24 protein-coding genes and 1 tRNA gene are annotated in these 22,467 nt (G+C 61.8%); 13 read left to right on the top strand and 12 right to left on the bottom strand.

The features are described from left to right. Positions 1-56: 56 nt before the first annotated feature. Positions 57-905: a cell envelope integrity EipB family protein gene (locus tag GGQ67_RS09345; RefSeq protein WP_183899864.1), complete on the bottom strand. Its 849-nt coding sequence runs from the start codon at positions 903-905 to the stop codon at positions 57-59. A gap of 136 nt (positions 906-1,041) precedes the next feature. On the opposite strand from GGQ67_RS09345, the gene GGQ67_RS09340 reads away from it, so the two are divergent. From GGQ67_RS09340 to GGQ67_RS09325, 4 genes are all read left to right on the top strand, one after another. Continuing rightward, a complete protein-coding gene (locus GGQ67_RS09340; RefSeq protein WP_183899863.1) occupies positions 1,042-1,509 on the top strand; it encodes a RidA family protein in 468 nt (155 codons plus the stop codon). After that, entirely contained in the window at positions 1,509-2,228 is a 720-nt protein-coding gene (locus GGQ67_RS09335) for a glycerophosphodiester phosphodiesterase (protein WP_183899862.1), read from the top strand. Before GGQ67_RS09340 ends, GGQ67_RS09335 begins: the two co-directional genes overlap by 1 nt. A gap of 75 nt (positions 2,229-2,303) precedes the next feature. Continuing rightward, on the top strand, positions 2,304-3,494 hold the full coding sequence (locus GGQ67_RS09330) for a GNAT family N-acetyltransferase (protein WP_183899861.1): 1,191 nt from the start codon (positions 2,304-2,306) through the stop codon (positions 3,492-3,494). A 52-nt stretch (positions 3,495-3,546) separates the two neighbouring features. Beyond that, complete coding sequence (locus GGQ67_RS09325) at positions 3,547-3,972, top strand: HIT family protein (RefSeq protein ID WP_183899860.1); 426 nt, start codon at positions 3,547-3,549, stop codon at positions 3,970-3,972. Here the strand turns inward: GGQ67_RS09325 and GGQ67_RS09320 are convergent. The 8 genes from GGQ67_RS09320 to GGQ67_RS09285 all read right to left on the bottom strand — a co-directional run bounded on the left by GGQ67_RS09320 (position 3,956) and on the right by GGQ67_RS09285 (position 11,505). Then, entirely contained in the window at positions 3,956-4,900 is a 945-nt protein-coding gene (locus tag GGQ67_RS09320) for a phosphatase PAP2 family protein (RefSeq protein ID WP_183899859.1), read from the bottom strand. The two genes, GGQ67_RS09325 and GGQ67_RS09320, sit on opposite strands and share 17 nt — an antisense overlap. A gap of 124 nt (positions 4,901-5,024) precedes the next feature. Next, entirely contained in the window at positions 5,025-7,526 is a 2,502-nt protein-coding gene (gene clpA, locus GGQ67_RS09315) for an ATP-dependent Clp protease ATP-binding subunit ClpA (protein ID WP_183899858.1), read from the bottom strand. A 10-nt stretch (positions 7,527-7,536) separates the two neighbouring features. Further along, positions 7,537-7,890 (bottom strand): ATP-dependent Clp protease adapter ClpS, encoded by a 354-nt coding sequence (gene clpS, locus GGQ67_RS09310; RefSeq protein ID WP_183899898.1) that lies wholly within the window; start codon positions 7,888-7,890, stop codon positions 7,537-7,539. A gap of 272 nt (positions 7,891-8,162) precedes the next feature. Next, the gene (locus tag GGQ67_RS09305; RefSeq protein WP_183899857.1) at positions 8,163-8,531 is read right to left on the bottom strand and encodes a phasin family protein; all 369 of its coding nucleotides are present in this window, start codon (positions 8,529-8,531) and stop codon (positions 8,163-8,165) included. 250 nt (positions 8,532-8,781) lie between these two features. Continuing rightward, a complete protein-coding gene (locus GGQ67_RS09300) occupies positions 8,782-9,216 on the bottom strand; it encodes a DUF3597 domain-containing protein (RefSeq protein WP_183899856.1) in 435 nt (144 codons plus the stop codon). A gap of 150 nt (positions 9,217-9,366) precedes the next feature. Next, the gene (locus GGQ67_RS25490) at positions 9,367-9,570 is read right to left on the bottom strand and encodes a DUF3126 family protein (protein WP_018900022.1); all 204 of its coding nucleotides are present in this window, start codon (positions 9,568-9,570) and stop codon (positions 9,367-9,369) included. Positions 9,571-9,708: 138 nt separating this feature from the next. Then, positions 9,709-10,557: a serine O-acetyltransferase gene (cysE, locus tag GGQ67_RS09290; protein ID WP_183899855.1), complete on the bottom strand. Its 849-nt coding sequence runs from the start codon at positions 10,555-10,557 to the stop codon at positions 9,709-9,711. A gap of 162 nt (positions 10,558-10,719) precedes the next feature. Then, entirely contained in the window at positions 10,720-11,505 is a 786-nt protein-coding gene (locus GGQ67_RS09285) for an alpha/beta fold hydrolase (protein ID WP_183899854.1), read from the bottom strand. A gap of 186 nt (positions 11,506-11,691) precedes the next feature. Between GGQ67_RS09285 and GGQ67_RS09280 the strand changes: the two genes are divergently transcribed. Both GGQ67_RS09280 and GGQ67_RS09275 read left to right on the top strand, forming a co-directional pair. Next, on the top strand, positions 11,692-11,937 hold the full coding sequence (locus GGQ67_RS09280; RefSeq protein ID WP_183899853.1) for a zinc-finger domain-containing protein: 246 nt from the start codon (positions 11,692-11,694) through the stop codon (positions 11,935-11,937). 27 nt (positions 11,938-11,964) lie between these two features. Then, a complete protein-coding gene (locus tag GGQ67_RS09275) occupies positions 11,965-13,116 on the top strand; it encodes an FAD-dependent monooxygenase (protein ID WP_183899852.1) in 1,152 nt (383 codons plus the stop codon). On the opposite strand, the gene GGQ67_RS09270 is transcribed toward GGQ67_RS09275, so the two are convergent. Further along, positions 13,117-14,307, bottom strand: coding sequence for a cystathionine beta-lyase (locus GGQ67_RS09270; RefSeq protein WP_183899851.1), 1,191 nt, complete (start codon positions 14,305-14,307; stop codon positions 13,117-13,119). A gap of 380 nt (positions 14,308-14,687) precedes the next feature. Here GGQ67_RS09270 and GGQ67_RS09265 point away from each other — a divergent pair, with 380 nt between their 5' ends. The 4 genes from GGQ67_RS09265 to GGQ67_RS09250 all read left to right on the top strand — a co-directional run bounded on the left by GGQ67_RS09265 (position 14,688) and on the right by GGQ67_RS09250 (position 18,957). Continuing rightward, entirely contained in the window at positions 14,688-15,713 is a 1,026-nt protein-coding gene (locus tag GGQ67_RS09265) for an amino acid ABC transporter substrate-binding protein (protein WP_183899850.1), read from the top strand. A 93-nt stretch (positions 15,714-15,806) separates the two neighbouring features. Further along, complete coding sequence (locus tag GGQ67_RS09260) at positions 15,807-17,009, top strand: amino acid ABC transporter permease (RefSeq protein ID WP_183899849.1); 1,203 nt, start codon at positions 15,807-15,809, stop codon at positions 17,007-17,009. 1 nt (position 17,010) lies between these two features. Further along, the gene (locus GGQ67_RS09255; protein WP_183899848.1) at positions 17,011-18,165 is read left to right on the top strand and encodes an amino acid ABC transporter permease; all 1,155 of its coding nucleotides are present in this window, start codon (positions 17,011-17,013) and stop codon (positions 18,163-18,165) included. 18 nt (positions 18,166-18,183) lie between these two features. Beyond that, positions 18,184-18,957, top strand: coding sequence for an amino acid ABC transporter ATP-binding protein (locus GGQ67_RS09250; RefSeq protein ID WP_018900031.1), 774 nt, complete (start codon positions 18,184-18,186; stop codon positions 18,955-18,957). Positions 18,958-19,113: 156 nt separating this feature from the next. On the opposite strand, the gene GGQ67_RS09245 is transcribed toward GGQ67_RS09250, so the two are convergent. Continuing rightward, entirely contained in the window at positions 19,114-19,548 is a 435-nt protein-coding gene (locus tag GGQ67_RS09245; protein WP_183899847.1) for a hypothetical protein, read from the bottom strand. A 233-nt stretch (positions 19,549-19,781) separates the two neighbouring features. Between GGQ67_RS09245 and GGQ67_RS09240 the strand changes: the two genes are divergently transcribed. Both GGQ67_RS09240 and GGQ67_RS09235 read left to right on the top strand, forming a co-directional pair. After that, a complete protein-coding gene (locus GGQ67_RS09240) occupies positions 19,782-20,843 on the top strand; it encodes a class I SAM-dependent methyltransferase (protein WP_183899846.1) in 1,062 nt (353 codons plus the stop codon). Between the two features lie 169 nt (positions 20,844-21,012). After that, positions 21,013-21,087 (top strand) — tRNA-Glu (locus GGQ67_RS09235). Between the two features lie 212 nt (positions 21,088-21,299). Here the strand turns inward: GGQ67_RS09235 and GGQ67_RS09230 are convergent. Next, entirely contained in the window at positions 21,300-21,869 is a 570-nt protein-coding gene (locus tag GGQ67_RS09230) for a TetR/AcrR family transcriptional regulator (protein ID WP_183899845.1), read from the bottom strand. A gap of 45 nt (positions 21,870-21,914) precedes the next feature. Between GGQ67_RS09230 and GGQ67_RS09225 the strand changes: the two genes are divergently transcribed. Further along, positions 21,915-22,439 carry a dihydrofolate reductase family protein gene (locus GGQ67_RS09225; RefSeq protein ID WP_183899844.1) on the top strand — a complete coding sequence of 175 codons (525 nt, stop codon included), beginning with the start codon at positions 21,915-21,917 and terminating at the stop codon, positions 22,437-22,439. The last annotated feature ends 28 nt before the right edge of the window (positions 22,440-22,467 follow it).

Genomic DNA, 22,467 nt, shown 5'->3' with positions numbered 1-22,467 from the left:
TCTAGCACAGAGCGCGCGGCTTTGCATACGCTATCACGCCGATGCGGCGAAATCGTTCAACGCGTGCAATTACTTACAGGCAAGGTTTTCGCATCGAGAAGCTCTAGCTTGGAGAGCTTTCCGGTCAGGACGAAATCGCCATAATCCATGGTCAGATCGCGGGTGATGCCGTTCTCGTAGAGTTTGAACGACATGCGATAGACCGGAAGAGCGTCGGTTTTGGTGTTCTCGTTGAAATACGAGATCGTGACCGGCCAGAAGGTGGCCTTCGAGAAGGCGCCGGCATTGCTGGAATCGGCCTCGTCGTTGACAGGCGTCACCGGCTTGCCAACGACCGTCGTCGTCGCCAACGCCTTGTCGCCATCATCGGAACCATCGAACACGCGCGCCTCGAACAGGCGATTGCCGGCCTTGGCGTTCTTGATGACATCCATCATGTGTTCGGTGGGGAAACGGCTGGCTTCCAGCTGCAGGTTCTTGCTCGCCGGCTGCTTGAGATCGACCTTGGTAGCCTCGCCCTGATCCTCGGCCGCGCCGGTGACCTCCTTGTCGAGCTGGTTGTCGGTGAAGGACTTTGTGTCGAAGGTGAACTTCCCGTCCTTCAGATTCTCGAAGGTATTGGTCTGCTGGTCGCTGACGCGCACGGCATCACCGGTGTCGATCTTTGTCACGAAGCGGAATTTCGTCGTGTACCCGGTGCAATAATCACCGTTGAATTCGTAGACCATGCGACCGGACATACCCGATATGCCCGAGCGTTCCGACGCATCCTTGAGTTCCAGATCGTAGATGGCCCGGTGCGCGATCAGGCCCGTGGCCATCCCTGCGCCGACAGAAGGTGCCGCCGCGTGAGCGGTTGCCGAAACGCCTGCAAGGAAGAGCGCGGCAAGACTCGATCGGACCATTGATAATCTCCTGTTGGACTCACCAACGATGTTATAAGAACACATCCGGCTAAATCGAGGCTCGATCGTGTCACAAAATTGATTCAAGCCCAGATGCATAATTTTAGAACTAATCACAACAAAAGCGGAGAGGAAAATGTCCGATCAGATCGCCGCACGGCTCAAAGAGATGGGGATATCCCTGCCCCAGGCCGCCGCACCCGCCGCAAACTACGTTCCCTACGTCATCTCGGGCAACGTCCTGCACATTTCCGGCCAGTTGCCGCTCGAAGACGGCAAGCTCGCATTTACCGGCCATCTCGGCCGCAATGTCGACGTGCCCCAGGGTCAGCGCGCCGCTGAACTGTGCGCCATCAACATCCTGGCGCAGGCAAGTGCTGCGCTCGGCGGCGATCTTGGCCGCATCAAGCGCGTTATCAAGCTGAACGGCTTCGTGGCCTCCGTGCCTGAATTCGTCGAGCAGCATCTCGTGATCAACGGTGCATCGAACCTCATCGCCAATGTTCTCGGCGATGCCGGCAAGCACGCGCGCGCCGCCGTCGGCATGGCGGCGCTGCCGATGAACGCCGCCGTCGAAATCGACGCCATCATGGAAATCGCATAATGACCTCCGCAGCATGGCTCAAGGAACGTCCGGTCGCGCACCGCGGCTATCACGACCAGAACAAGCTCGTCTGGGAAAACACGCTTTCGGCTTTCGCCCGCGCGGTCGAGGCAGGCTTCGCGATCGAGTGCGATCTGCACTACCCATCGGACGGCGTTCCCGTCGTCTTTCACGATGAGAATCTCGAGCGCCTGTGCAATCTGAAGGGCGACGTGCGCGAACGCACATCGCAGGAACTTGGATTGCTTTCCGTCGGCGGAACGGCCGACAAGATCCCGACGCTGAGGCAGCTTCTCGAACTTGTGAAGGGAAGAGTGCCGCTCGTGATCGAGCTCAAGGGCCGCGAGACAGACGACGAAGGCTTCGTCGAAGCGGTGCTGGAGGAACTCGAGGGCTATGAGGGCCAGGTGGCGCTGATGAGCTTCGACCATTGGCTCTTGAAGGAACTGAAGGCGCTGAACGCGCCCTACCCGATCGGGTTGACGGCCGGCGGAAACAAGCCGGAGGAGTTTGAAGCCCATGAAAAGGCGATGAAACTCGGTCTCGACTTCATTTCCTACTTTTACGCGGACCTGCCCAACCCGTTCATCAAGGCGGAGCGCGAAAAGGGTACCGTCGTCATTACCTGGACGGTTCGCGACGAGAAGGCGCGCAAGCACAGCTTCGAGCACGCCGACCAGATGACCTTCGAGGGCTTCGACCCGCGCGCGTCGGTTTGACGCTCGCTTTTTCAACAAGATCGTGCGCAGACTGACAATGCCCCCAAATCATTGAAACGGTCTCGCATTCGCTCCATGACTGATGAACTTTCAATCCGCATAGAGCGGTCTTTCACCGCGATTTCCCCGGAGAGCTGGTCCAAGCTCGCCGGGGCCTCCCGATCAGGCACATCGATCGCCTACAACCCTTTCGTCTCGCATGCCTTCCTGTCGTCGCTCGAGGAATCGGGGTCGGCAACTGCGGAGACCGGCTGGCTCGGCCATCACATGCTGCTTGAGACGGAGGACGGACGCCTCGTCGGCGCCCTGCCCGGATATCTCAAGAACCACAGCCGGGGCGAATATGTCTTCGACCATGGCTGGGCCGACGCCTTCGAGCGGGCCGGCGGCCGCTATTATCCGAAGCTGCAATGCTCGATCCCGTTTACCCCGGCCACCGGTCCGCGCCTTCTGGTCGCCGAGGATTATCCGCGCCTCGCCGTGCAGGACGCGATGGCGGAAAGCCTGAAAGAGGTCGTGCGCCGCCTCGGCGTCTCCTCCGCGCACATCACCTTCGTTCCCGACGACGAGATGGCGATCCTGGAGAGCGAGGAGTATCTGCACCGCACCGACCAGCAGTTCCACTTCATCAACGAGGGTTATGCCAACCACGATGAGTTCCTGGAGACGCTCGCCTCGCGCAAACGCAAGGCGCTTCGCAAGGAACGCCGGGCGGCGCTCGAAAACGGCATCAGCATCGACTGGCTGACCGGCAGCGACCTGACCGAGGATATCTGGGACCAGTTCTTCGCCTTCTACATGGATACCGGCAGCCGCAAATGGGGCCGGCCCTACCTGACGCGGGAATTCTACTCGCTGATCGGCGAGCGGATGCCCGAGGATATCCTGCTGGTCATGGCCAGGCACAATGGCCGCTACGTCGCCGGCGCCATCAACTTCATCGGCTCCGAAACGCTCTACGGCCGGCACTGGGGCTGCATCGAGGATCATCCCTTCCTGCATTTCGAGGTCTGCTATCACCAGGCGATCGACTTCGCGCTCGCAAAGGGGCTGAAGCGGGTGGAAGCAGGAGCGCAGGGAGAGCACAAGCTGGCACGCGGTTACCTGCCGGTGACAACGCACTCGGCCCACTACGTCGCCCATGCCGGCCTGCGGAGGGCGATCGGCGATTATCTCGCCCGCGAGCGCGACGACGTCGAGCACATGAACGAGATTTTGAGCGAGCACAGCCCGTTCCGTCGCGGCGAGCGGCTTCAGGAGGATTGACGCCCTCGGCTTTGCCGGGCTACGCCAAGACGAGACCATCAGGAGAGACAAGATGACGAGCGCGGCCTACGACACCAACAACATCTTCGCCAAGATCCTGCGTGGCGAGATCCCCTCGGTCAAGGTCTACGAGGACGAACACACGCTGGCCTTCATGGATGTGATGCCGCAGGCGCCGGGCCATGTGCTTGTCGTGCCGAAGGCCGCCTCGCGCAATCTCCTCGACGCCGATCCCGCCGTGCTCGCCAAGACCATTCCCGTCGTCCAGGCGATCGCCAATGCGGTGATGGAAGCCTTCGACGCCGACGGCGTGTTCGTCTGCCAGTTCAACGAACCGGCCGCGGGCCAGACCGTCTTCCACCTGCACTTCCACGTCATCCCGCGCCACGAAGGCATCGCGCTGAAGCCGCATTCCGGCCAGATGGAAGATGGCGCCGTGCTGGCTGCGAATGCGGAGAAGATCAAAGCGGCGCTTTGATCGATGATGAAGCGGTTCGCGTCTCAGCCGAACCGCTTTCCGCCTGACGCAGGGCGACGGCAGCAAGACCATAGGCAATCGCGAAGACCACCAATCCGCCAATGACGTCCACCAGATTGTGCCCGCCCTGAATGACGATGGCCGGCATCATCACTGCGTTCAGGACGAGACAGATCGGGCCGACCCAACGGATGCGGATCATGAACACCGCTGACATCGCGGCCATGACCGTGTGGAACGAGGGAAAGCCGATGACACCGAGCACGTTCTTCGGCGAAATATAGGTCGCACCGTTCCGGCCAAGCTCCACCAGTTCGGCGCCGTAATCCGGTCCAACCGCCAAGGGCACCGCATCGAGCACCGCCTCAGGGAGGGTGTATATCGACGATGCGCCGAATGACGGGAAGAAGAACCACCAGATGATGGACAGCAGAGCGCCGATGACACCCGTCAGAAGAAAATGCTGCAGAAGCCGCAGCCTGCCGGAAAATCCAAGAACGAAAATGACGACCAGTAGCTGCGGCAGCGACGTCGCATAGACCGCCTGAAGCGCCATCCCGATGCGTGGATACTGCGATGCCCATTCGACGAAGCGCGGCCAGTCGAAGCCGAAGAACGAATCGAAACGCGCCAGCGCGAGATCGACGGGCTCACGTGCAATCGGAAACAGCAGATAGTTGAAGATCGATCCGACGATGGTGAAGAGGATGAAGAGGCCGGCGGCCGTGGCCGTTGCGGCAATGGACTGGTTGCGCCTGACGTGGCGATAGAATTGTCCGAGCGCAATCGCGCCGAGGCCGCAGCCAACCATGCCGGCATAGCCGACGACGTCGATCCCGACGTCCTTCAACCACAGCACGATGCCGTCAAGCACCGCAAGTGCCGCGATGACAGTGACGATGATGCGCTCGGCGGGCAGAAACACCATGGATCAGGCTCCTTGCTGTCGCCCGATATAGCCGATCGTTTTTAACATTCGCCTAAGTGGATGCCGCGCCCCGCAGGCAACGGACATGAAAAAGGCGGCCCGGGAGCCGCCTTTTCCATTCGCCTTACTTCTTCGGCACCCTTGGTACCGCGCCGCTTTTCTTCGGCGCGCTCTTTACCTCCGGCTCGGCAACCGCCGCCTTCGACTTCTTGACCGTGGCCTTCTTGGCCTTGGCCTTCGTCTTCAGCTCGCCGTCATCCTCGTCGTCCACCTCGGGGTGCACGACTTCGGCTTCCGGCTTCGGCTTGATCGGCGCGGTGTCCGATACGGCTTCCAGGATGATGCCCGGCTTGCCGTCTTCCTTCGGGCCGACGGTGACGTTGACGACGCCGCCCTTCTTCAGCTTGCCAAAGAGGATCTCGTTGGCCAGCGGCTTCTTGATGACGTCCTGGATGACGCGCGCCAGCGGACGGGCGCCCATCTTCTCGTCGTAGCCCTTCTCGGCCAGCCACGAAATCGCATCCTCGTGCAGGTCGAAGGTGACGTTGCGTTCGGACAGCTGGGCTTCGAGCTGCATGATGAACTTCTGCACGACCTTGTGGATGACCACGGTCGGCAGCGGCGCGAACGGAATGACCGCGTCCAGACGGTTGCGGAATTCCGGCGTGAAGATGCGGTTCAGCGCTTCCTCGTCCTCGCCCGTCCGCTTGGACGAACCGAAGCCGAAGGCGGCCTTCGCCATTTCCGACGCGCCCGCATTGGTCGTCATGATCAGGATGACGTTGCGGAAGTCGATCTTCTTGCCGTTATGGTCGGTCAGCGTGCCATGGTCCATCACCTGCAACAGGATGTTGTAGATGTCGGGATGGGCCTTCTCGATTTCGTCGAGCAGAACCACGCAATGCGGATGCTGGTCGACGCCATCGGTGAGCAAACCGCCCTGGTCGAAGCCGACATAGCCGGGAGGTGCACCGAGCAGACGCGAGACCGTGTGCCGCTCCATGTACTCGGACATGTCGAAGCGCAGAAGCTCGACACCCAACGACGAGGCCAGCTGCTTTGCCACTTCCGTCTTGCCGACGCCCGTCGGGCCGGAGAACACGTAGGAGCCGATCGGCTTGTTCGGTTCACGCAGGCCGGCGCGCGCCAGCTTGATCGAGGTCGAGAGCGCTTCGATCGCGAGATCCTGGCCATAGACGACCGAACGCAGTTCCTGCTCCAGATTGGCGAGAACCGCTTCGTCGTCCTTCGACACGCTCTTCGGCGGGATGCGGGCCATCGTGGCGATGGTCGCCTCGATTTCCTTCTCGGTGATCAGCTTGCGGCGCTTGGACGGCGGCAGCAGCATCTGGGCCGCGCCGGTTTCGTCGATCACGTCGATCGCCTTGTCCGGCAGCTTGCGGTCGGAGATGTAGCGCGCCGACAGCTCGACCGCCGTCTTGATGGCGTCGTTCGAGTAGCGCAGGTGGTGATATTCCTCGAAGTAAGGCTTCAGCCCCTTCATGATCGCGATGGCGTCGTCGATGGACGGTTCGGCCACATCGATCTTCTGGAAGCGGCGCACCAGAGCGCGGTCCTTCTCGAAGAACTGGCGATATTCCTTGTAGGTGGTCGAGCCGATGCAGCGGATCGCGCCAGAAGACAGAGCCGGCTTCAGGAGGTTCGATGCATCCATCGCGCCGCCAGAGGTGGCGCCGGCGCCAATCACCGTGTGGATCTCGTCGATGAACAGAACGGCGCCCGGATACTCCTCGAGTTCCTTGACGACCTGCTTCAGGCGTTCCTCGAAATCACCGCGGTAGCGGGTGCCGGCGAGCAGCGTGCCCATGTCGAGCGAGAAGATCGTCGCATCGGCCAGCGCTTCGGGAACCTTGCCTTCCATGATCCGCTTGGCGAGGCCCTCGGCGATCGCCGTCTTGCCGACGCCGGGATCACCGACATAGAGCGGATTGTTCTTCGAACGGCGGCACAGGATCTGGATGGTGCGGTTGACCTCGGCGTGACGACCGATCAGCGGATCGATCTTGCCGGTCTTGGCCTTCTCGTTGAGGTTGACGCAGTAGGCCTTCAGGGCGTCCTGCTGCTTCTTGGCGCCGCCGTCTTCCTCGGCACCGCGCGCCGCATTCGGCTTGCTCTCGGCTTCGCCTTCCTCGGCGCCGCGCGGCGTGCGGTTCTCCGAGGAGCCGGCGCGCTTGCCGATGCCGTGCGAGATGTAGTTGACCGCGTCGTAGCGGGTCATTTCCTGTTCCTGCAGGAAGTACGCGGCATGGCTTTCGCGCTCGGCGAAGATGGCGACGAGCACGTTGGCGCCGGTCACTTCCTCGCGACCGGACGACTGCACATGGATCACGGCACGCTGAATGACACGCTGGAAGCCGGAGGTGGGCTTCGAGTCTTCATCGTAACCGGTGATCAGGTTGGAGAGTTCATTGTCGACGTATTCGACGAGCGTCTTCTTCAGCGCGACGAGGTCGACGTTGCAGGCACCCATAACGGCTGCCGCATCGGCGTCGTCGATCAGGGCGAGCAGCAGATGCTCGAGCGTCGCATATTCATGATGCCGCTCGTTGGCAAAGGTCAGTGCCTGATGGAGCGCCTTCTCAAGACTAGGCGAAAATGTTGGCACGTTCAGATCCTCACTTCTTTTCCATGACGCATTGCAGCGGATGCTGGTGCTGTCGGGCGAAGTCCATCACCTGGCTCACCTTGGTTTCCGCTACCTCGTATGTAAATGTTCCGCATTCGCCGACGCCGTGGTTGTGGACATGCAGCATGATGCGGGTGGCACTTTCACGATCCTTCTGAAAAAACCGCTCCAGGATGTGGATGACGAATTCCATGGGCGTGTAGTCGTCGTTCAGAATAAGCACGCGGTACAGGTTGGGCTTCTTGGTCTTCGGTTTGGTGCGCGTTATGACCGAGGTGCCGCGATTTCCGTTGTCCCCGTTCCTTTCGCTGTCATCTTGCATCCGGATCGGCTTTGCGATCATTTTCATTCGTTCCTCGATCAACCCGGCGGAGCATGGGAGAGGTGCTTTACCCGCCGAATGTCTGACTACTAAGTTAGTTCATAATAGAGCGATTTTAAGCCCCTTGCTTCACACTGCAATCACAATTCGCCCGCGCCAAGCGCAAAGACACAAAAATAGCGCGCGGATTTGAGACTGCCCGACGGCAAAACGAAAAGACCGGCTGCAGATGCGTAGCCGGTCCTTGTTTTTCAAGTGGGTTTTTCAGGTGATATGACGCAAGCGCGCCTGGCTTACGCCGCGCTCTGCGTCGCCACCGGTGCCGGCTTCATCGCCTTGGTGGCGGCCGCGACCGGCGCCTCGTATGGCTTGTAGGCGCTCTTGGCGATGTCGGCGTACATTTCCGTGAGCTTCGTCGCTTCGGAAACAAAGTTCTCGTAGGCGGACTTCGCATAGCCGGTCTGCAACTCGAAGACGGCCTCGAAGCTGCGGGCACCTGACAAGGTCTCGAAATGCGTGACCGCGTCCTGGAACGATTTCTTGGAATATTCGGTGGCTTCCGTCGCGATCGCCTGCAGGCCCTTGGCGGTCTCGGAGTAGCTTTTCAGCACCGCGTCCATGGCTTCCTTGCTCTTGCGATTCGTGTCCTCGAAATTCAGCATGACTTTCCTCCTTGGCGTGCGCGGGCCGCCTTGCCCTGCCTCGATGGCGAAGGTTAGCTGCACCGCACACGAAGTCAAGCGACTTTGTGCGATGCAAAACAATCACAGATTGCACCCATCGGTGCAAATTAACCCCGCTGTCAGAGCGACGTACGTCTTTAATTGATTTCTCTAAAATATATCAGGCGGCCGCAACCACAGGCTTCAGACAAAAATCCGGTTGCGGACCGCCGATAGCATTGCCCTGCCCTCAATCGAGCAGGTCGGCCGGGACCTTGCCGCCATTTTCCGACAGCTTCTTCAAAAGCGCCTTGTGCAGGAACACGTTCATCGTCGCGGTGTCGTTCTGGTCGCCGGTGTATCCGAGTTCGGCCGCCAGTTCCTTGCGCTCGGCCAGGCTGGCGTCCATGCCGACCGCCTTCATGAGATCGACGATGGAGCGGCGCCACTGAAGCTTCTGGCCGCTCTTCTTGACGGCGGCGTCGAGCACCATGACGATATCGACCGATGTCGACGGGGCCGAGGTGGCCGGAGACGTCGGTGCGGGGGTCGGGGACGGACTCGGGGCAGCGGATGGCGATATCGGCGCCTGCGCGGGCTCGATCTTCGGCGCGGCGGTCGGCGTTGCCTCGGCGGCTTTCGCCTCACCCCAGATTGCGTGCTTGATCTTGTCGAAAATACCCATGTCCGGTTTCCCCTTGATGGTGTTCGAGCACATGCTCAAAGCCAAGATGGGGCGGCGGACAGGGTGGTCCAGAGCGGACCGGCAATTTCGGCCTGGGCCGCGACGTCGCGGCCCAGGCACAATCGGCGCGAGACGGACCTCGCGACCGGATCAGAGATCGACGTCGAGGATCGCCATCGAGAAGTTGTAGGAGCGGTCGCCGTCCTCGTCATCGATGTAGACGACGCCCAGAAATTCCTCGCCCATGTAGACTTCAGCGGAATCGTTCTTGCGCGGACGTGCCTTGACGATCATTTCCGGGTTGAACGTGCGTTTGAAATAGGCGTCGAGTTTCTTGATTTCTTCGGGCTTCACTCTGCATCTCCTGAGCGGTCTCAATGGCCGCTTTTTTGCATGGGAAAGATGGGCCTGTAAAGGCGCGGAGCCAGCCCTAGGGCCGCTTTCCCCGCCGTTCTTGTGCCCATGTTGTCGCTTTGGGCGACGCGAAAGCGCCTAGATGTCGGCGCCGATCACCTGGTCCAGGATCACCTGATCCATGAGCCTGGATGGTTCCGAACAGCCGGCCGTGCCGACCACCCTGGCGGGTACGCCCGCGACCGTCGTCTTCGGCGGTACCGGCTTCAGGACGACGGAGCCTGCGGCGATGCGCGAGCATTGACCGATCTCGATATTGCCGAGGATCTTGGCGCCCGCGCCGATCAGCACGCCGCTGGCGATCTTCGGATGGCGGTCAGCCCCCTCCTTGCCGGTCCCGCCGAGCGTGACGCCGTGCAGGATCGAGACATTGTCGCCGATGACGGCGGTTTCGCCGACGACGAGGCCCGTCGCGTGATCGAGGAAGATGCCGCGGCCGATCCGCGCCGCCGGATTGATGTCGGTCTGGAAAACGCTCGATGAGCGGCTCTGCAGATAGAGCGCCAGATCACGGCGGCCGCGATTGAGCAGCCAGTGCGCCAGACGATGGGTCTGCAGCGCGTGGAAGCCCTTGAAGTAGAGCAGCGCTTCCATGAAGCGCAGGCATGCCGGATCGCGATCGTAGATGGCCTGAATATCGACGCGCAGGATGGCGCCCCATTCCGGCCAGTCGGCCAGCATCTGGTCGAAGGTCTGGCGCAGGAGGATCGCCTGCATGTCGGGATGGTCGAGACGCTCGCAGATGCGGTAGATCACGCATTCCTCGAGCGAGCGATGGTTGAGCACGGTCGAATAGAGAAACGCCGCCAGCACCGGATCGGCCTCGGCGGCAAGGCGCGCTTCCTCGCGCAGGCTATCCCAGATCGGGTCCATCGCCTTGAGCGAACCCTGGGTCTCCAGAGCACGGATATCTGACTTCGCGACCATGAAGGTCTCCCTGTATTCCGACTTGCTGTTTCGCCCAGGCGTTACCCTATATAGGGCAAAAAACGGCTGATATAAATGGGGCGACGGAAACAGCTTTTTGCTATTTGCGTCCCTTGGTGAACGATCGGCCTTGCGCGCCCCTCCCGGATGCCAACCCGGATGTCACCGGTCGGCGAGATCCGCGTAGAAGTCCAGCACGGCCGCCTTGAAGACCTTGTCGCCGACGGCAAGCATATGGTCGCGACCCGGTATGTCGAGCGCGCGGGCATCGGGCATGAGGGCCGCCAGTTCCTGGGGGGAGCCGGCGATGTCGTCCTTGGTTCCGACCGCGACCAGCGTCGGCGCCTCGATCTTCGCCATATCGGCTCTTTCGACCAGATCGCGCGAGCCCCTGATGCAGGCGGCGAGCGCCTGGCGGTCGCTTTTGGTCTGCTCGGCGAAGGCGCGGAACATGCGGCCGCGCGCATGGGTGACACCATCGATCGACGGCGCCAGCAGCGCATCTGCGATCGGATCCCAATCGCCAACACCGTCGGTCATGCCGATGCCGAGGCCACCGAGCACCAGCGAGCGGACGCGATCGGGCCACTTGAGCGTGGCGAAAACCGAAATGCGCGCGCCCATCGAGTAGCCGATCAGATTGGCTTGCTGGATGCCGAGATGATCGAGCAGCGCGATGGAATCGGCCGCCATGATCCACGGCCGATAGGCTTCGGAATCATGCGGCTTGTCGCTTGCGCCGTGGCCCCTGTTGTCCATGGCGATCACCCTGTATCCGGCCTCGCCCAGCGTTTTCAGCCAGCCCGGATAGACCCAGTTGACGCTGGCGGTCGAGGCGAAACCGTGGATGAGCAGCACCGGCGGCCCCTCGGGATTTCCCTCGTCGAAATAGGAAAGGTTGAGGCCGTCGTGCTCGAAGCTGGAAAAGGCAGGCGTATTCAAGTTCATCGGGGCAGTCCTGTTTTGCCGGGACCATATTTTATCGGGCCGCGAACGGGAACCCCCGCGCCGATCAAAAAGCATGGCCAGAAAGCGCCTTCCAAAAACGATCGGGCGCCTCTCTCCTTTGGCTCGACACATTTGCGGCGACGCACTATAAGGTGGCCACGTTTTCAAAGGCATTCGGAGATCCTCATGGCCGGTCACAATATCCCACACTTCCAGAACGACGGCGGACACCGCGTCATCGAAGTCGGCGTGAAGGAATTCATGTGCACAGGCGCCTCCATTCCCTACGACCACCCGCATATCTTCATCGACATGGGTGACGAAAACGAGAAGGTCTGCTCCTACTGCTCGACGCTCTATCGCTTCAACGGCGCGTTGAAAGCCACCCAGACAAACCCCGCTGGCTGCGTCTTCCACTTCCAGGTCGCTTAAATCACCAAGACACAGATTGGATCGACCATGTCGGTCGAACATGCCGCCATCATCGGAGCGGGCGTCGCTGGGCTAACGGCGGCGCTGGCACTCGCCAGGCATGGCATTCGCTCCGAGATCTTCGAACAGGCGCCCGATCTGGCCGAGGTGGGCGCAGGGCTGCAGATATCGCCCAACGCCTCGCGCATCCTCGACAAGCTCGGGGTTCTCGACCTGTTGGCGCCGATCTGGCTCGAGCCGAGCAGCATTCGTCTCATATCAGGTCCGTCAATGCGCGAACTGGCGACCGTGCCGATGGGCGCCGCCGCGCGGGCGCGCTGGGAGGCACCCTACGGCATGCTGCATCGCGCCAGCCTGCAAGCGGCGCTGCTTGAAGCCGTTCGAGCAAACTCGCTCTGCACGCTACATCTTGGCGCACGCATCGAAGGCGGCGATGTTGCCGGGATCACCCGCGCGGGCGGCGTGATCATAGGAGCGGATGGCGTCTGGTCGAAGACGCGCGACCTCATCGCCGACAGCCCCTCCTCGCGCTTTTCCGGCAATATCGCCTATCGCTTCACGGTTTCGGCCGCGGATGCGCAAGGCATCCTCGGCCGCGAGAGCGTCTCGGCCTTTCTCGGGCCATCGGCGCATCTGGTGGCCTATCCGCTGCGCGAGACCGACAGCTTCAACATGGTGGCGATCACGACCGGCCATGCCGGCGCGCGCGAATGGCTGGCGCAGCCGACGCAGGCGCAGCGGCAGCAATTGCTTTCGCGCTTCTCGCGCTGGAACCCGGCGCTGCTGCAGCTGTTTGAAAAATCCGGCGCGATGACCTTCTGGCCGCTTTACGAGGCGACGCGCGGCAAGTGGCAGAACGGCCGCGACACGGTGCTGATCGGGGATGCGGCGCATGCGATGATGCCGTTTGCCGCGCAGGGTGCCGCGATGGCGATCGAGGACGCCTATGAGCTGGCGTCGCTGCTGGCAAAACGTCCTGCCGCCGAGGCGCTGCCGCTCTTCGAAGCGCATCGCGTGCCGCGCGTGAACCGGCTGCGCCAGCGCGGCGCTTTCAACCAGTTCGTCTATCACGCCCGCGGTCCGTTCCGGATCGGGCGTGATATCGTGCTCTCGCTGAAGCCGCCGCAAAGTCTCGCGGCGGAGCTCGACTGGATCTACGCTTACCGCGCCATGGCCTGATCAGACCGCCCTGGCGGCGGCGAAGCCGCGCTCGATGTCGAGCTTGATATCGGCGACGTCCTCCAGGCCGATCTGAAGGCGGATCACCGGCCCTTCGGTCGGCGCCTTGGTGACGCGGCGATCGTTCAGATTGACGTGGACCGCCAGGCTTTCGAAGCCACCCCAGGACCAGCCGAGGCCAAAGATCCTCAGCGCATCGAGGAAGGCATGCGCCTTCGGCTTGAAGGCGGCCGGGCCGTCTGCCTTCAGCACGAAGGAGAAGATGCCGCTGGCGCCCTTGAAGTCGCGCTTCCAGAGCTCGTGGCCCGGGAAGCTCGGTAGCGCCGGATGCAGCACGGCGGCCACGTCTTCGTGGCCTTCCAGCCATTTGGCGATGGTGAGCGCGCTCTCGTAGTGGCGCTCGAGGCGCACACCCATGGTGCGCAGGCCGCGCAGGATCTGGTAGGCGTCGTCAGGCGCGCCGCAGATGCCGAGCGTGATGTTGGCCTCGTGCAGCTGCTCCCAATGCTTGGCATTGGCCGAAACCGTGCCCATCAGAATATCGGAATGGCCGGACGGATATTTCGTCGCCGCGTGGATCGAGATATCGACACCATAATCGAGCGGGCGGAAGTAGACCGGCGTCGCCCAGGTATTGTCCATCGTCACTATCGCGCCATGCTTGTGGGCGATCGCGGCGATCGCGGGAATATCCTGCATCTCGAAGGTGTTGGAACCCGGCGCCTCGGTGTGCACCAGCCTGGTGTTCGGCTTGATCAGCGTCTCGATGCCGGCGCCGATCGCCGGATCGTAATATTCGACTGACACGCCCAGGCGCTTCAGCATCGTGTCGCAGAAATGGCGGGTCGGGCCATAGACCGAATCGACGACCAGCGCATGATCGCCCGACGACAGGAAAGCCAGGAAGGGAACGGTGACGGCCGCCAGACCCGAGGGAACGAGGATCGTTCCGGCCGCCCCCTCGAGTGCGTCGATCGCCTCGCAAAGAGCGTCGGTGGTCGGTGTTCCGCGTGTTCCGTAGGTGTATTTCTGCGCCCGCTGTTCCATCGCCCTGGCGGTCGGGAACAGCACGGTCGAGGCGTGCACGACGGGCGGATTGACGAAGCCATGATAGTCGAAAGGATCATTGCCGAGATGCGAAAGGCGCGTGTTGATGCCGGCGTTTTGAAGCAGGCCGTCTTTGTCTGTCATGTCTAATTAAGCCTTTGGAAAGAACGCTCTTTACCGAACTCTTGTACCTCTCCCGAGGCGCGGTCAACCCCGTTGACGTAGCGTGAAGCAAACCGGGAGAACCGGGCGGTACGGTAATTATCCAGATATATCAGTAAGTTTACGCGATTTTTTTCGCCAAACGCTGCCTTTTGGATAATCATTTGCTCATTTTGTGAGCCACCCCCAGCAAATTGCCGAAATATCACGCAATCTTGTGGCGCGAGACTTGACCGTGGTGCCATTTCCGACTGTGATAGACCCACTCGCGCCGGGAGGATGTCGGGTTGCTTGGGGGGTCTGCATGCTTCTGCCGACGCTCCCACAATAAACAAAAGATAACGGAAAAAAGGTTGGGAAAAATGAAGATTAAGCTTCTGTTGGTCGCCATTGGCGCAGCAGTCTTCGCACTTGGCGCTTCGGCAGCTTCGGCGGCGACGCTCGCGGACGTGAAGGCAAAGGGTTTCGTTCAGTGCGGCGTCAACTCGGGTCTCCTGGGTTTCGCGCAGCCTGACGCTTCCGGCAACTGGGCCGGTTTCGACGTCGATTTCTGCAAGGCCGTCGCGTCCGCCGTCTTCGGCGATCCGACCAAGGTCAAGTATACGCCCCTCTCCGCCAAGGACCGCTTTCCGGCCTTGCAGTCGGGCGAAGTGGACGTTCTGTCGCGCAACACGACCTGGACGATCAACCGCGATACCGCTCTCGGCTTCAACTTCCGCCCGATCACCTATTACGACGGCCAGGGCTTCATGGTTCGCAAGAGCCTGAACGTGAAGTCGGCTCTCGAGCTTTCGGGCGCGGCCATCTGCGTACAGTCCGGCACCACGACCGAGCTCAACCTCGCCGACTACTTCAAGGCCAACAACCTGCAGTACAATCCGGTGGTTTTCGAAAAGCTCGAGGAAGTCAATGCCGCCTATGATTCGGGCCGTTGCGACGTCTACACCACCGACCAGTCCGGCCTCTATTCGCTGCGTCTGACGCTGAAGAACCCCGACGAGCACATGATCCTGCCCGAGATCATCTCCAAGGAGCCGCTCGGCCCGGCCGTTCGCCAGGGCGACGACCAGTGGTTCGACATCGTTTCCTGGACGGCTTACGCGCTGATCAACGCCGAGGAATTCGGCATCACCCAGGCCAATGTCGACGAGATGAAGAACTCGCCGAACCCTGATATCAAGCGCTTCCTCGGTTCCGAAACCGACACCAAGATCGGCACCGATCTGGGCCTGACGAACGACTGGGCCGCCAACGTCATCAAGGGCGTGGGCAACTACGGCGAAGTGTTCGAGCGCAACATCGGCCAGGGCAGCCCGCTCAAGATCGCACGCGGTCTCAACGCTCTGTGGAACAAGGGCGGCGTCCAGTACGCGCCTCCGGTCCGCTAAGCTTTCGATACAAATGCCGGAAAGGCGGGAAACCGCCTTTCCATATTCCAAGAAAAAAGCCCAAAAACGGGCACACAGGGGATTAGGCTCGGCATGACGCAAGAGGCTGTGCACACGACACCTTTGCCGGAGAGCCGCTGGACGTTCCAGTCGGCACTTTACGACCCGAAATTAAGAGGAATATTCTTCCAGCTTCTGACCGTTGTTCTGCTCGTCGGTTTCGTTGCGTGGGTCGCTCACAATACGGCGCTCAACCTGCAACGCAGCAACACGGCATCGGGTTTCGCATTTCTCAATGGACGCGCCGGCTTCGAAATCGGCCAATCGCTGATCGCCTATTCGAGCGATTCGACCTATGGCCGCGCGCTGGTCGTCGGCATTCTCAACACCATCCTGGTTGCCATCACCGGCATCATCACCGCGACGATCATCGGCTTCGTCGTCGGCATAGGACGCCTGTCGCACAACTGGCTGATCGCCAAGCTGTGCACCGTCTATGTCGAGGTGTTCCGCAACATACCGCCGCTGCTGGTCATCTTCTTCTGGTATTCGGGTGTTCTCGCCGTGCTGCCGCAGCCGCGCGAATCCCTGAACCTGCCCTTCAACATGTTCCTGAACAATCGCGGCCTCGCCTTCCCGAAGCCGATGTTCGAAACAGGCATGTGGTTCGTCCTCGCGGCCCTCGTCATCGGCATCGTCGCCACCGTGATCACGGCGCGCTGGGCGCACAAGCGACAGGCCGCCAGCGGCAAGCAGTTCCATACGATCTGGGTGTCGATCGCCCTGATCGCCGGGCTGCCGATCCTCGTCTTCCTGGCGACCGGTCTGCCGATCGCCTTCGACGTCCCCGTGGCCGGCAAGTTCAACCTGACCGGCGGCTCCGTCGTCGGGCCGGAATTCATGTCGCTGTTCCTGGCGCTGTCCTTCTACACGGCGGCCTTCATCGCCGAGATCGTGCGCGCCGGCATCAGGGGCGTTCCGAAGGGACAGTCGGAAGCGGCCGGCGCGCTCGGCCTGCATCCGTCCTCGGTGACGCGCCTCGTCGTCGTGCCGCAGGCCTTCCGCATCATCATCCCGCCGCTCACCAGCCAGTACCTGAACCTGACCAAGAACTCGTCGCTGGCGATCGCCGTCGGCTTCTCGGATCTCGTTGCCGTCGGTGGCACGACGCTCAACCAGACCGGCCAGTCGATCGAGGTCGTCGTCGTGTGGATCGTCGTCTATCTCGGGCTCAGCGTGCTTACCTCGCTGTTCATGAACTGGTTCAATGCCAAGATGGCACTGGTGGAGAGATAAGATGTCCGGCTCGAACATTTCCTTCGTCCGCAATGCCATTCTGGAGCCGCAACCGGCTCCGGCGAGCCAGCGCGGCGCGGTCGCCTGGATCAGGCGCAATCTCCTGGCCACACCAAAGGACGTCGTGCTGACGGTGATTGCCGTCGCGGCGCTGGCCTGGGTGCTGCCGCAGATGATCAACTGGCTGTTCATCCAGGCGGTCTGGACGGGAACGGATCGCACGTTCTGCGCCACGACGGTCCAGGGCGGCACGCAGCCGGACGGCTGGAGCGGCGCCTGCTGGGCCTTCGTCAACGCCAAGCTCGATCAGTTCGTTTACGGCCGCTATACGCTCAACGAGCGCTGGCGCCCGACACTGGTGTTCATCATGTTCGCCGCGCTGCTGACGCCGATGCTGATCCCGTCGATGCCGCGCAAGGGGCTGAACGCCCTTCTGCTCTTCGTCGCCCTGCCGCTCGTCTCGATCTGGCTGCTTTACGGCGGCTTCGGCCTCGAGATCGTCGAGACACCGCTCTGGGGCGGCCTGCTCGTGACGCTCGTCGTCTCCTTCGTCGGCATTGCCGTGTCGCTGCCGTTCGGCATCGCGCTCGCCCTCGGGCGGCGCTCGAAAATGCCCGTGGTGAAGATGGTCTGCGTCATCTTCATCGAGGTCGTCCGCGGCATCCCGCTGATCACCGTCCTGTTCATGGCGAGCGTCATGCTGCCGCTGTTCCTGCCGCAGGGCTGGAATGTCGACAAGCTGATCCGTGCCATCATCGGCGTGTCGATCTTCGCCTCGGCCTACATGGCGGAGGTGATCCGCGGCGGTCTGCAGGCCATTCCGAAGGGTCAATATGAAGGCGCCGATTCACTCGGGCTCGGCTATTGGCAGAAGACGCGGCTGATCATCTTGCCGCAGGCGATCAAGCTCGTCATTCCCGGCATCGTCAACACCTTCATCGGCATGTTCAAGGATACGTCGCTGGTGTCGATCATCAGCATGTTCGACCTGCTCGGCATCGTTCGCCTGAACTTCTCCGATGGCAACTGGGCATCGGCGGTCACACCGTTGACAGGCCTGATCTTTGCTGGCTTCGTCTTCTGGATTTTCTGCTTCGGCATGTCTCGCTATTCGGTGTTCATGGAACGCCATCTCGACACCGGCCACAAACGATAAGATCAAGGGAAAAAAATCATGGCTGAAGCCCAACCCAAGAAGATGACCGTGTCGGCGACCGATGTTGCCATCGAGATCATCGGCATGAACAAGTGGTACGGTGACTTCCACGTGCTGCGCGACATCAATCTGAAGGTCATGCGTGGCGAGCGCATCGTCATCGCCGGTCCTTCGGGCTCCGGCAAATCGACGATGATCCGCTGCATCAACCGCCTGGAAGAACACCAGAAGGGCCAGATCATCGTCGACGGCACGGAACTGACCAACGACCTGAAGAAGATCGACGAAGTGCGCCGCGAAGTCGGCATGGTGTTCCAGCACTTCAACCTCTTCCCGCACCTGACCATCCTCGAAAACTGCACGCTGGCGCCGATCTGGGTGCGCAAGATGCCGAAGAAGCAGGCCGAGGAGATCGCCATGCACTTCCTCAAGCGCGTCAAGATCCCGGAGCAGGCCAACAAGTATCCGGGCCAGCTTTCCGGCGGCCAGCAGCAGCGCGTGGCGATCGCCCGCTCGCTGTGCATGAACCCGAAGATCATGCTGTTCGACGAGCCGACGTCCGCACTCGACCCTGAAATGATCAAGGAAGTGCTCGACACCATGGTCGGCCTTGCCGAAGAGGGCATGACGATGCTGTGCGTGACCCACGAAATGGGCTTCGCCCGTCAGGTCGCCAACCGCGTCATCTTCATGGACCAGGGCCAGATCGTCGAGCAGAACTCGCCGGCCGAGTTCTTCGACAACCCGCAGCACGAGCGCACCAAGCTCTTCCTCAGCCAGATCCTGCACTAGGACTGCGACCACCTCCGAACATCAAGAACCCGCCCGGCAGCGCCGCGGCGGGTTTTTCATTCATGCGCGGGGTGGGCCCCTGGGAACGAAGGCGCCGCCTCGCCGTGGCAGCCAGGCGGGACGGCGGATGCCGTCCCGGGACGCTCGGAGCCGAAATCAGGTCTTCAGCCTGGCATTGCAGAGGCTGTAGTAGCCGCCGCCCTTCTGGATCCATTTCAGGCCGTTCAGCGTATTGGCATCCTTGTTGGTGCGGTAGGAATCGACGCAGGTGTGCATGCGGCCCTTGCCGGGTGTTTCCTTGGCGTATTGGGGAGAAATCGCCGTCGGGAAGGTCACGCCCTTGGGAGCGGTCATCGTCGGCTTCGCGGGCTCTTCGCCGGTCGCCATCGAGACGTCGGGCTCGGCGGTCGCATCCGGGCCGCACTGCGCCTTGCGGAAGTCGTTCCACTTGATGTCCTTGGCGGAACCATCCGCCTGCGCCGACTTGTACTTGGCGCTGCACTCCTTCATCGAGAGCGCCGACGAGGGCGTGGCGAAGGCGAGCGCGCCGAGCAGGGAAACAGAGGCAAGAATTGTCAGATGCTTGATCATGGTCATTCCTCCAAAGCCTAACATGCAGGCTAAGCCACTCTTGTCCCGGCGCATTTTCTTGTCAACGCAGCTTTTTTGGTGGCTGCGCGAATATTCCGCGACACCTCGCTGGGATGGTGCGGGGACGGATGGCCCCGCAGGCCGCTCCCTGCCCCGCGCCGTCCTTTCACGTGAGCGTCAGCGGGTGTATAATCGCGCCGCTGGTTCTTCCCTGCATTTTTATGGAGGATGACATGCGCCAACCCGACATGCAAAAAGTGGATGCCCTCGTCGGCCGATTGGTCGGCGATATCGGCGCCGCCGTATCCGGCTCCCTGGTGGTGCTCGGCGACGACGTCGGACTGTTCAAGGCGATGGCCGACGGCGAGCCGGTGACGGCGGCTGAGCTTTCGAAAAGGACAGCGGTCAAGGAACGCTATCTGCGCGAATGGCTTTCGGCCCTCGCCGCCGCCGATTATCTCACCTACGACGAAAAGACCGACCGCTTCCGGCTGACGCCGGAGCAGGCGCTGGTTTTCGCCGAGGAGGACAGCCCCGCCTTCTTCACCGGCGCGTTCCAGCTGGTGCAGGCGATGTGGACCGACGAACCCAAGGTGGCCGATGCCTTCCGCACCGGCAAGGGGCTGGGCTGGCACGAGCACAGCAACTGCCTGTTTCGCGGCACCGAGCGCTTCTTCCGCACCGGCTACAACAACAGCCTCGTCACCGAATGGATTCCGGCGCTCGATGGCGTCGAGGACAAGCTGAAGGCCGGGGCGATGGTGGCCGACGTCGGCTGCGGCCACGGCAGTTCGACCATCCTGATGGCGCAGGCCTATCCCGCCTCGCGTTTCGTCGGCTACGACTATCACATGCCGTCGATCGAACGCGCCCGCGCCGCCGCCAGGGAGGCCGGCGTTTCCGACCGCGTCAGCTTCGCGCAGGCGTCGGCCTCGACCTTCCCGGCCGGGCGCTACGATCTCGTCGCGATGTTCGATTGCCTGCACGACATGGGCGATCCCGTGGGTGCGGGAAAGCATGTGAAGGAGACGCTTGCGCCCGGCGGCACCTGGATGATCGTCGAGCCCTTCGCGCATGATCACCTCAAGGACAATCTCAACCCGGTCGGGCGCGTCTATTACGGCGCCTCGACGATGATCTGCACGCCCGCCTCCATGTCGCAGGAGGTCGGACTGGCGCTCGGCGCGCAGGCCGGCGAAACCCGATTGCGCAAGGTGGCGCTCGATGCCGGCTTCGGGCATTTCCACCGCGCCACCGAAACGCCGTTCAACATGGTGTTCGAGGTCCGCGCTTGAGAAGAAGCCGAAACCGACGGTCCGGACACGACCGAAGCACAAGCAAACGCTGAAAATAGCCATTAACTATCAACGCGATAGGGAAAAGATCAGCACATGGCCATTTTTCTGCGTTTTGCCGCTTGCGGGAATCCGAGTGCCTGATTATAAGGGCGCCACCACGAAGGAAGCGCCCTTCGTCTATCGGTTAGGACACCAGATTTTCATTCTGGGAAGAGGGGTTCGACTCCCCTAGGGCGTGCCATCGTGGTTGATTTCATTACATTATTGTGAATGCGGCGGAAAAATGCGCTCGGCGCGCAACCGGACATCCGGTCGCGTGTAGCCTTCACACGTTCAGTTGCCTTTCCGGCTACGAGCCGGGCGCCAGCGATTGCATTTCCGTTATCGTCGCGATGCGCCGGTGAGACGAAGACCGCTTGTCGCTGACAGAAGACTGTGAAGCGTCCCGAAACATCAACCCGGCGACAGCCGGATGGATGCCAGCCACTCTTCCAGCATGCGCCGGATGGCCTGCTCCGCCGTGCCGTTGCGGTTGAAGGCCCACCAGGTGTGCGCGCCCTGCCAGATGGCCGCCATTTGCCGACCGAGCCTTTGTCCTTCATCCCGATCACCGGAGAGACGGCGGCCGAGCGCGTCGGCAAGCGATTGTCCCCAAGCCGCGCCCCGGGCGCGCAGGTTGGGATTGCGGATATCTTCCCTCAACAGCAGCAACCCGTCGGCCGCATCGCGATCCGCCTCCCCCGGCGGCATCAGCCGCATCAACAGGCTGATGGCCCCTTTGGGGTTCAGCTCCTCTTGCGCGTCGGCCGTCTCGGTTTCGATTTGCAAGCGGTCCCAGGCCCTGAGCAGGACCGCCTCGACGAGATCGACGCGGCTGCGATAGCGCTGCACCAGGGTCGATGGCGACAGCCCGCAGGCCTCGGCCGCCAGCGCGAATGTCAGGCCGTCGGGGCCGGTCCGGACAATCGTGTCGAACAGATCGTCGAGCACCTGCTCGTCGGAAATCATCTTGTGTCTTGGCATGATCGTATATAAACATATGTTCGTTTATTTATCAAGGAGGAGACCATGGCCAGAATTCTCGGATACATCGCGGCGAGCCTCGACGGGCTTATCGTCTCCGGCGAAGGGTCGCTCGACTGGCTCTACCAATATGACGGCATGGACCTCGGGGAGCACGATTATGCGCTCTTTCTCAAACGCATCCGCACGGTCGTCATGGGGCGCGCGACCTATGACTTCATCGCCAGTGAGCCGTCGCCCTGGGCCTATGGCGATCAGCGGGTCATCGTTGTCACCTCCCGCCCGATCGACGATCCGAAAGGGCCACTGGAAGTTCGCGGCGACATCGACGCGTTGATAGGCGAGCTGCGCGCGCTCGACGATGGCGATGTCTGGATGCTGGGCGGCGGACGGCTGCAGATGGCGTTCATGGAACGCGGCGCGCTGGACGAGATCGAAATCTACGTGATCCCGGAACTGCTCGGCTCCGGCCAGCCGCTCTTTCCGCTGACCGGCTTCAGGGCCAGCCCTGAGCTGATCAGCGCCGCGCCGATCGCCCGCGGCTGCGTCCGCCTTCACTACCGTTTGTGACGATGCCGGATTTCAGCGCGGGGTGCCC

It is taken from the genome of Rhizobium metallidurans, from assembly GCF_014196505.1.
GTDB classification, from domain to species: domain Bacteria; phylum Pseudomonadota; class Alphaproteobacteria; order Rhizobiales; family Rhizobiaceae; genus Rhizobium; species Rhizobium metallidurans.
This window is presented reverse-complemented; position numbering and strand designations above follow the sequence as displayed.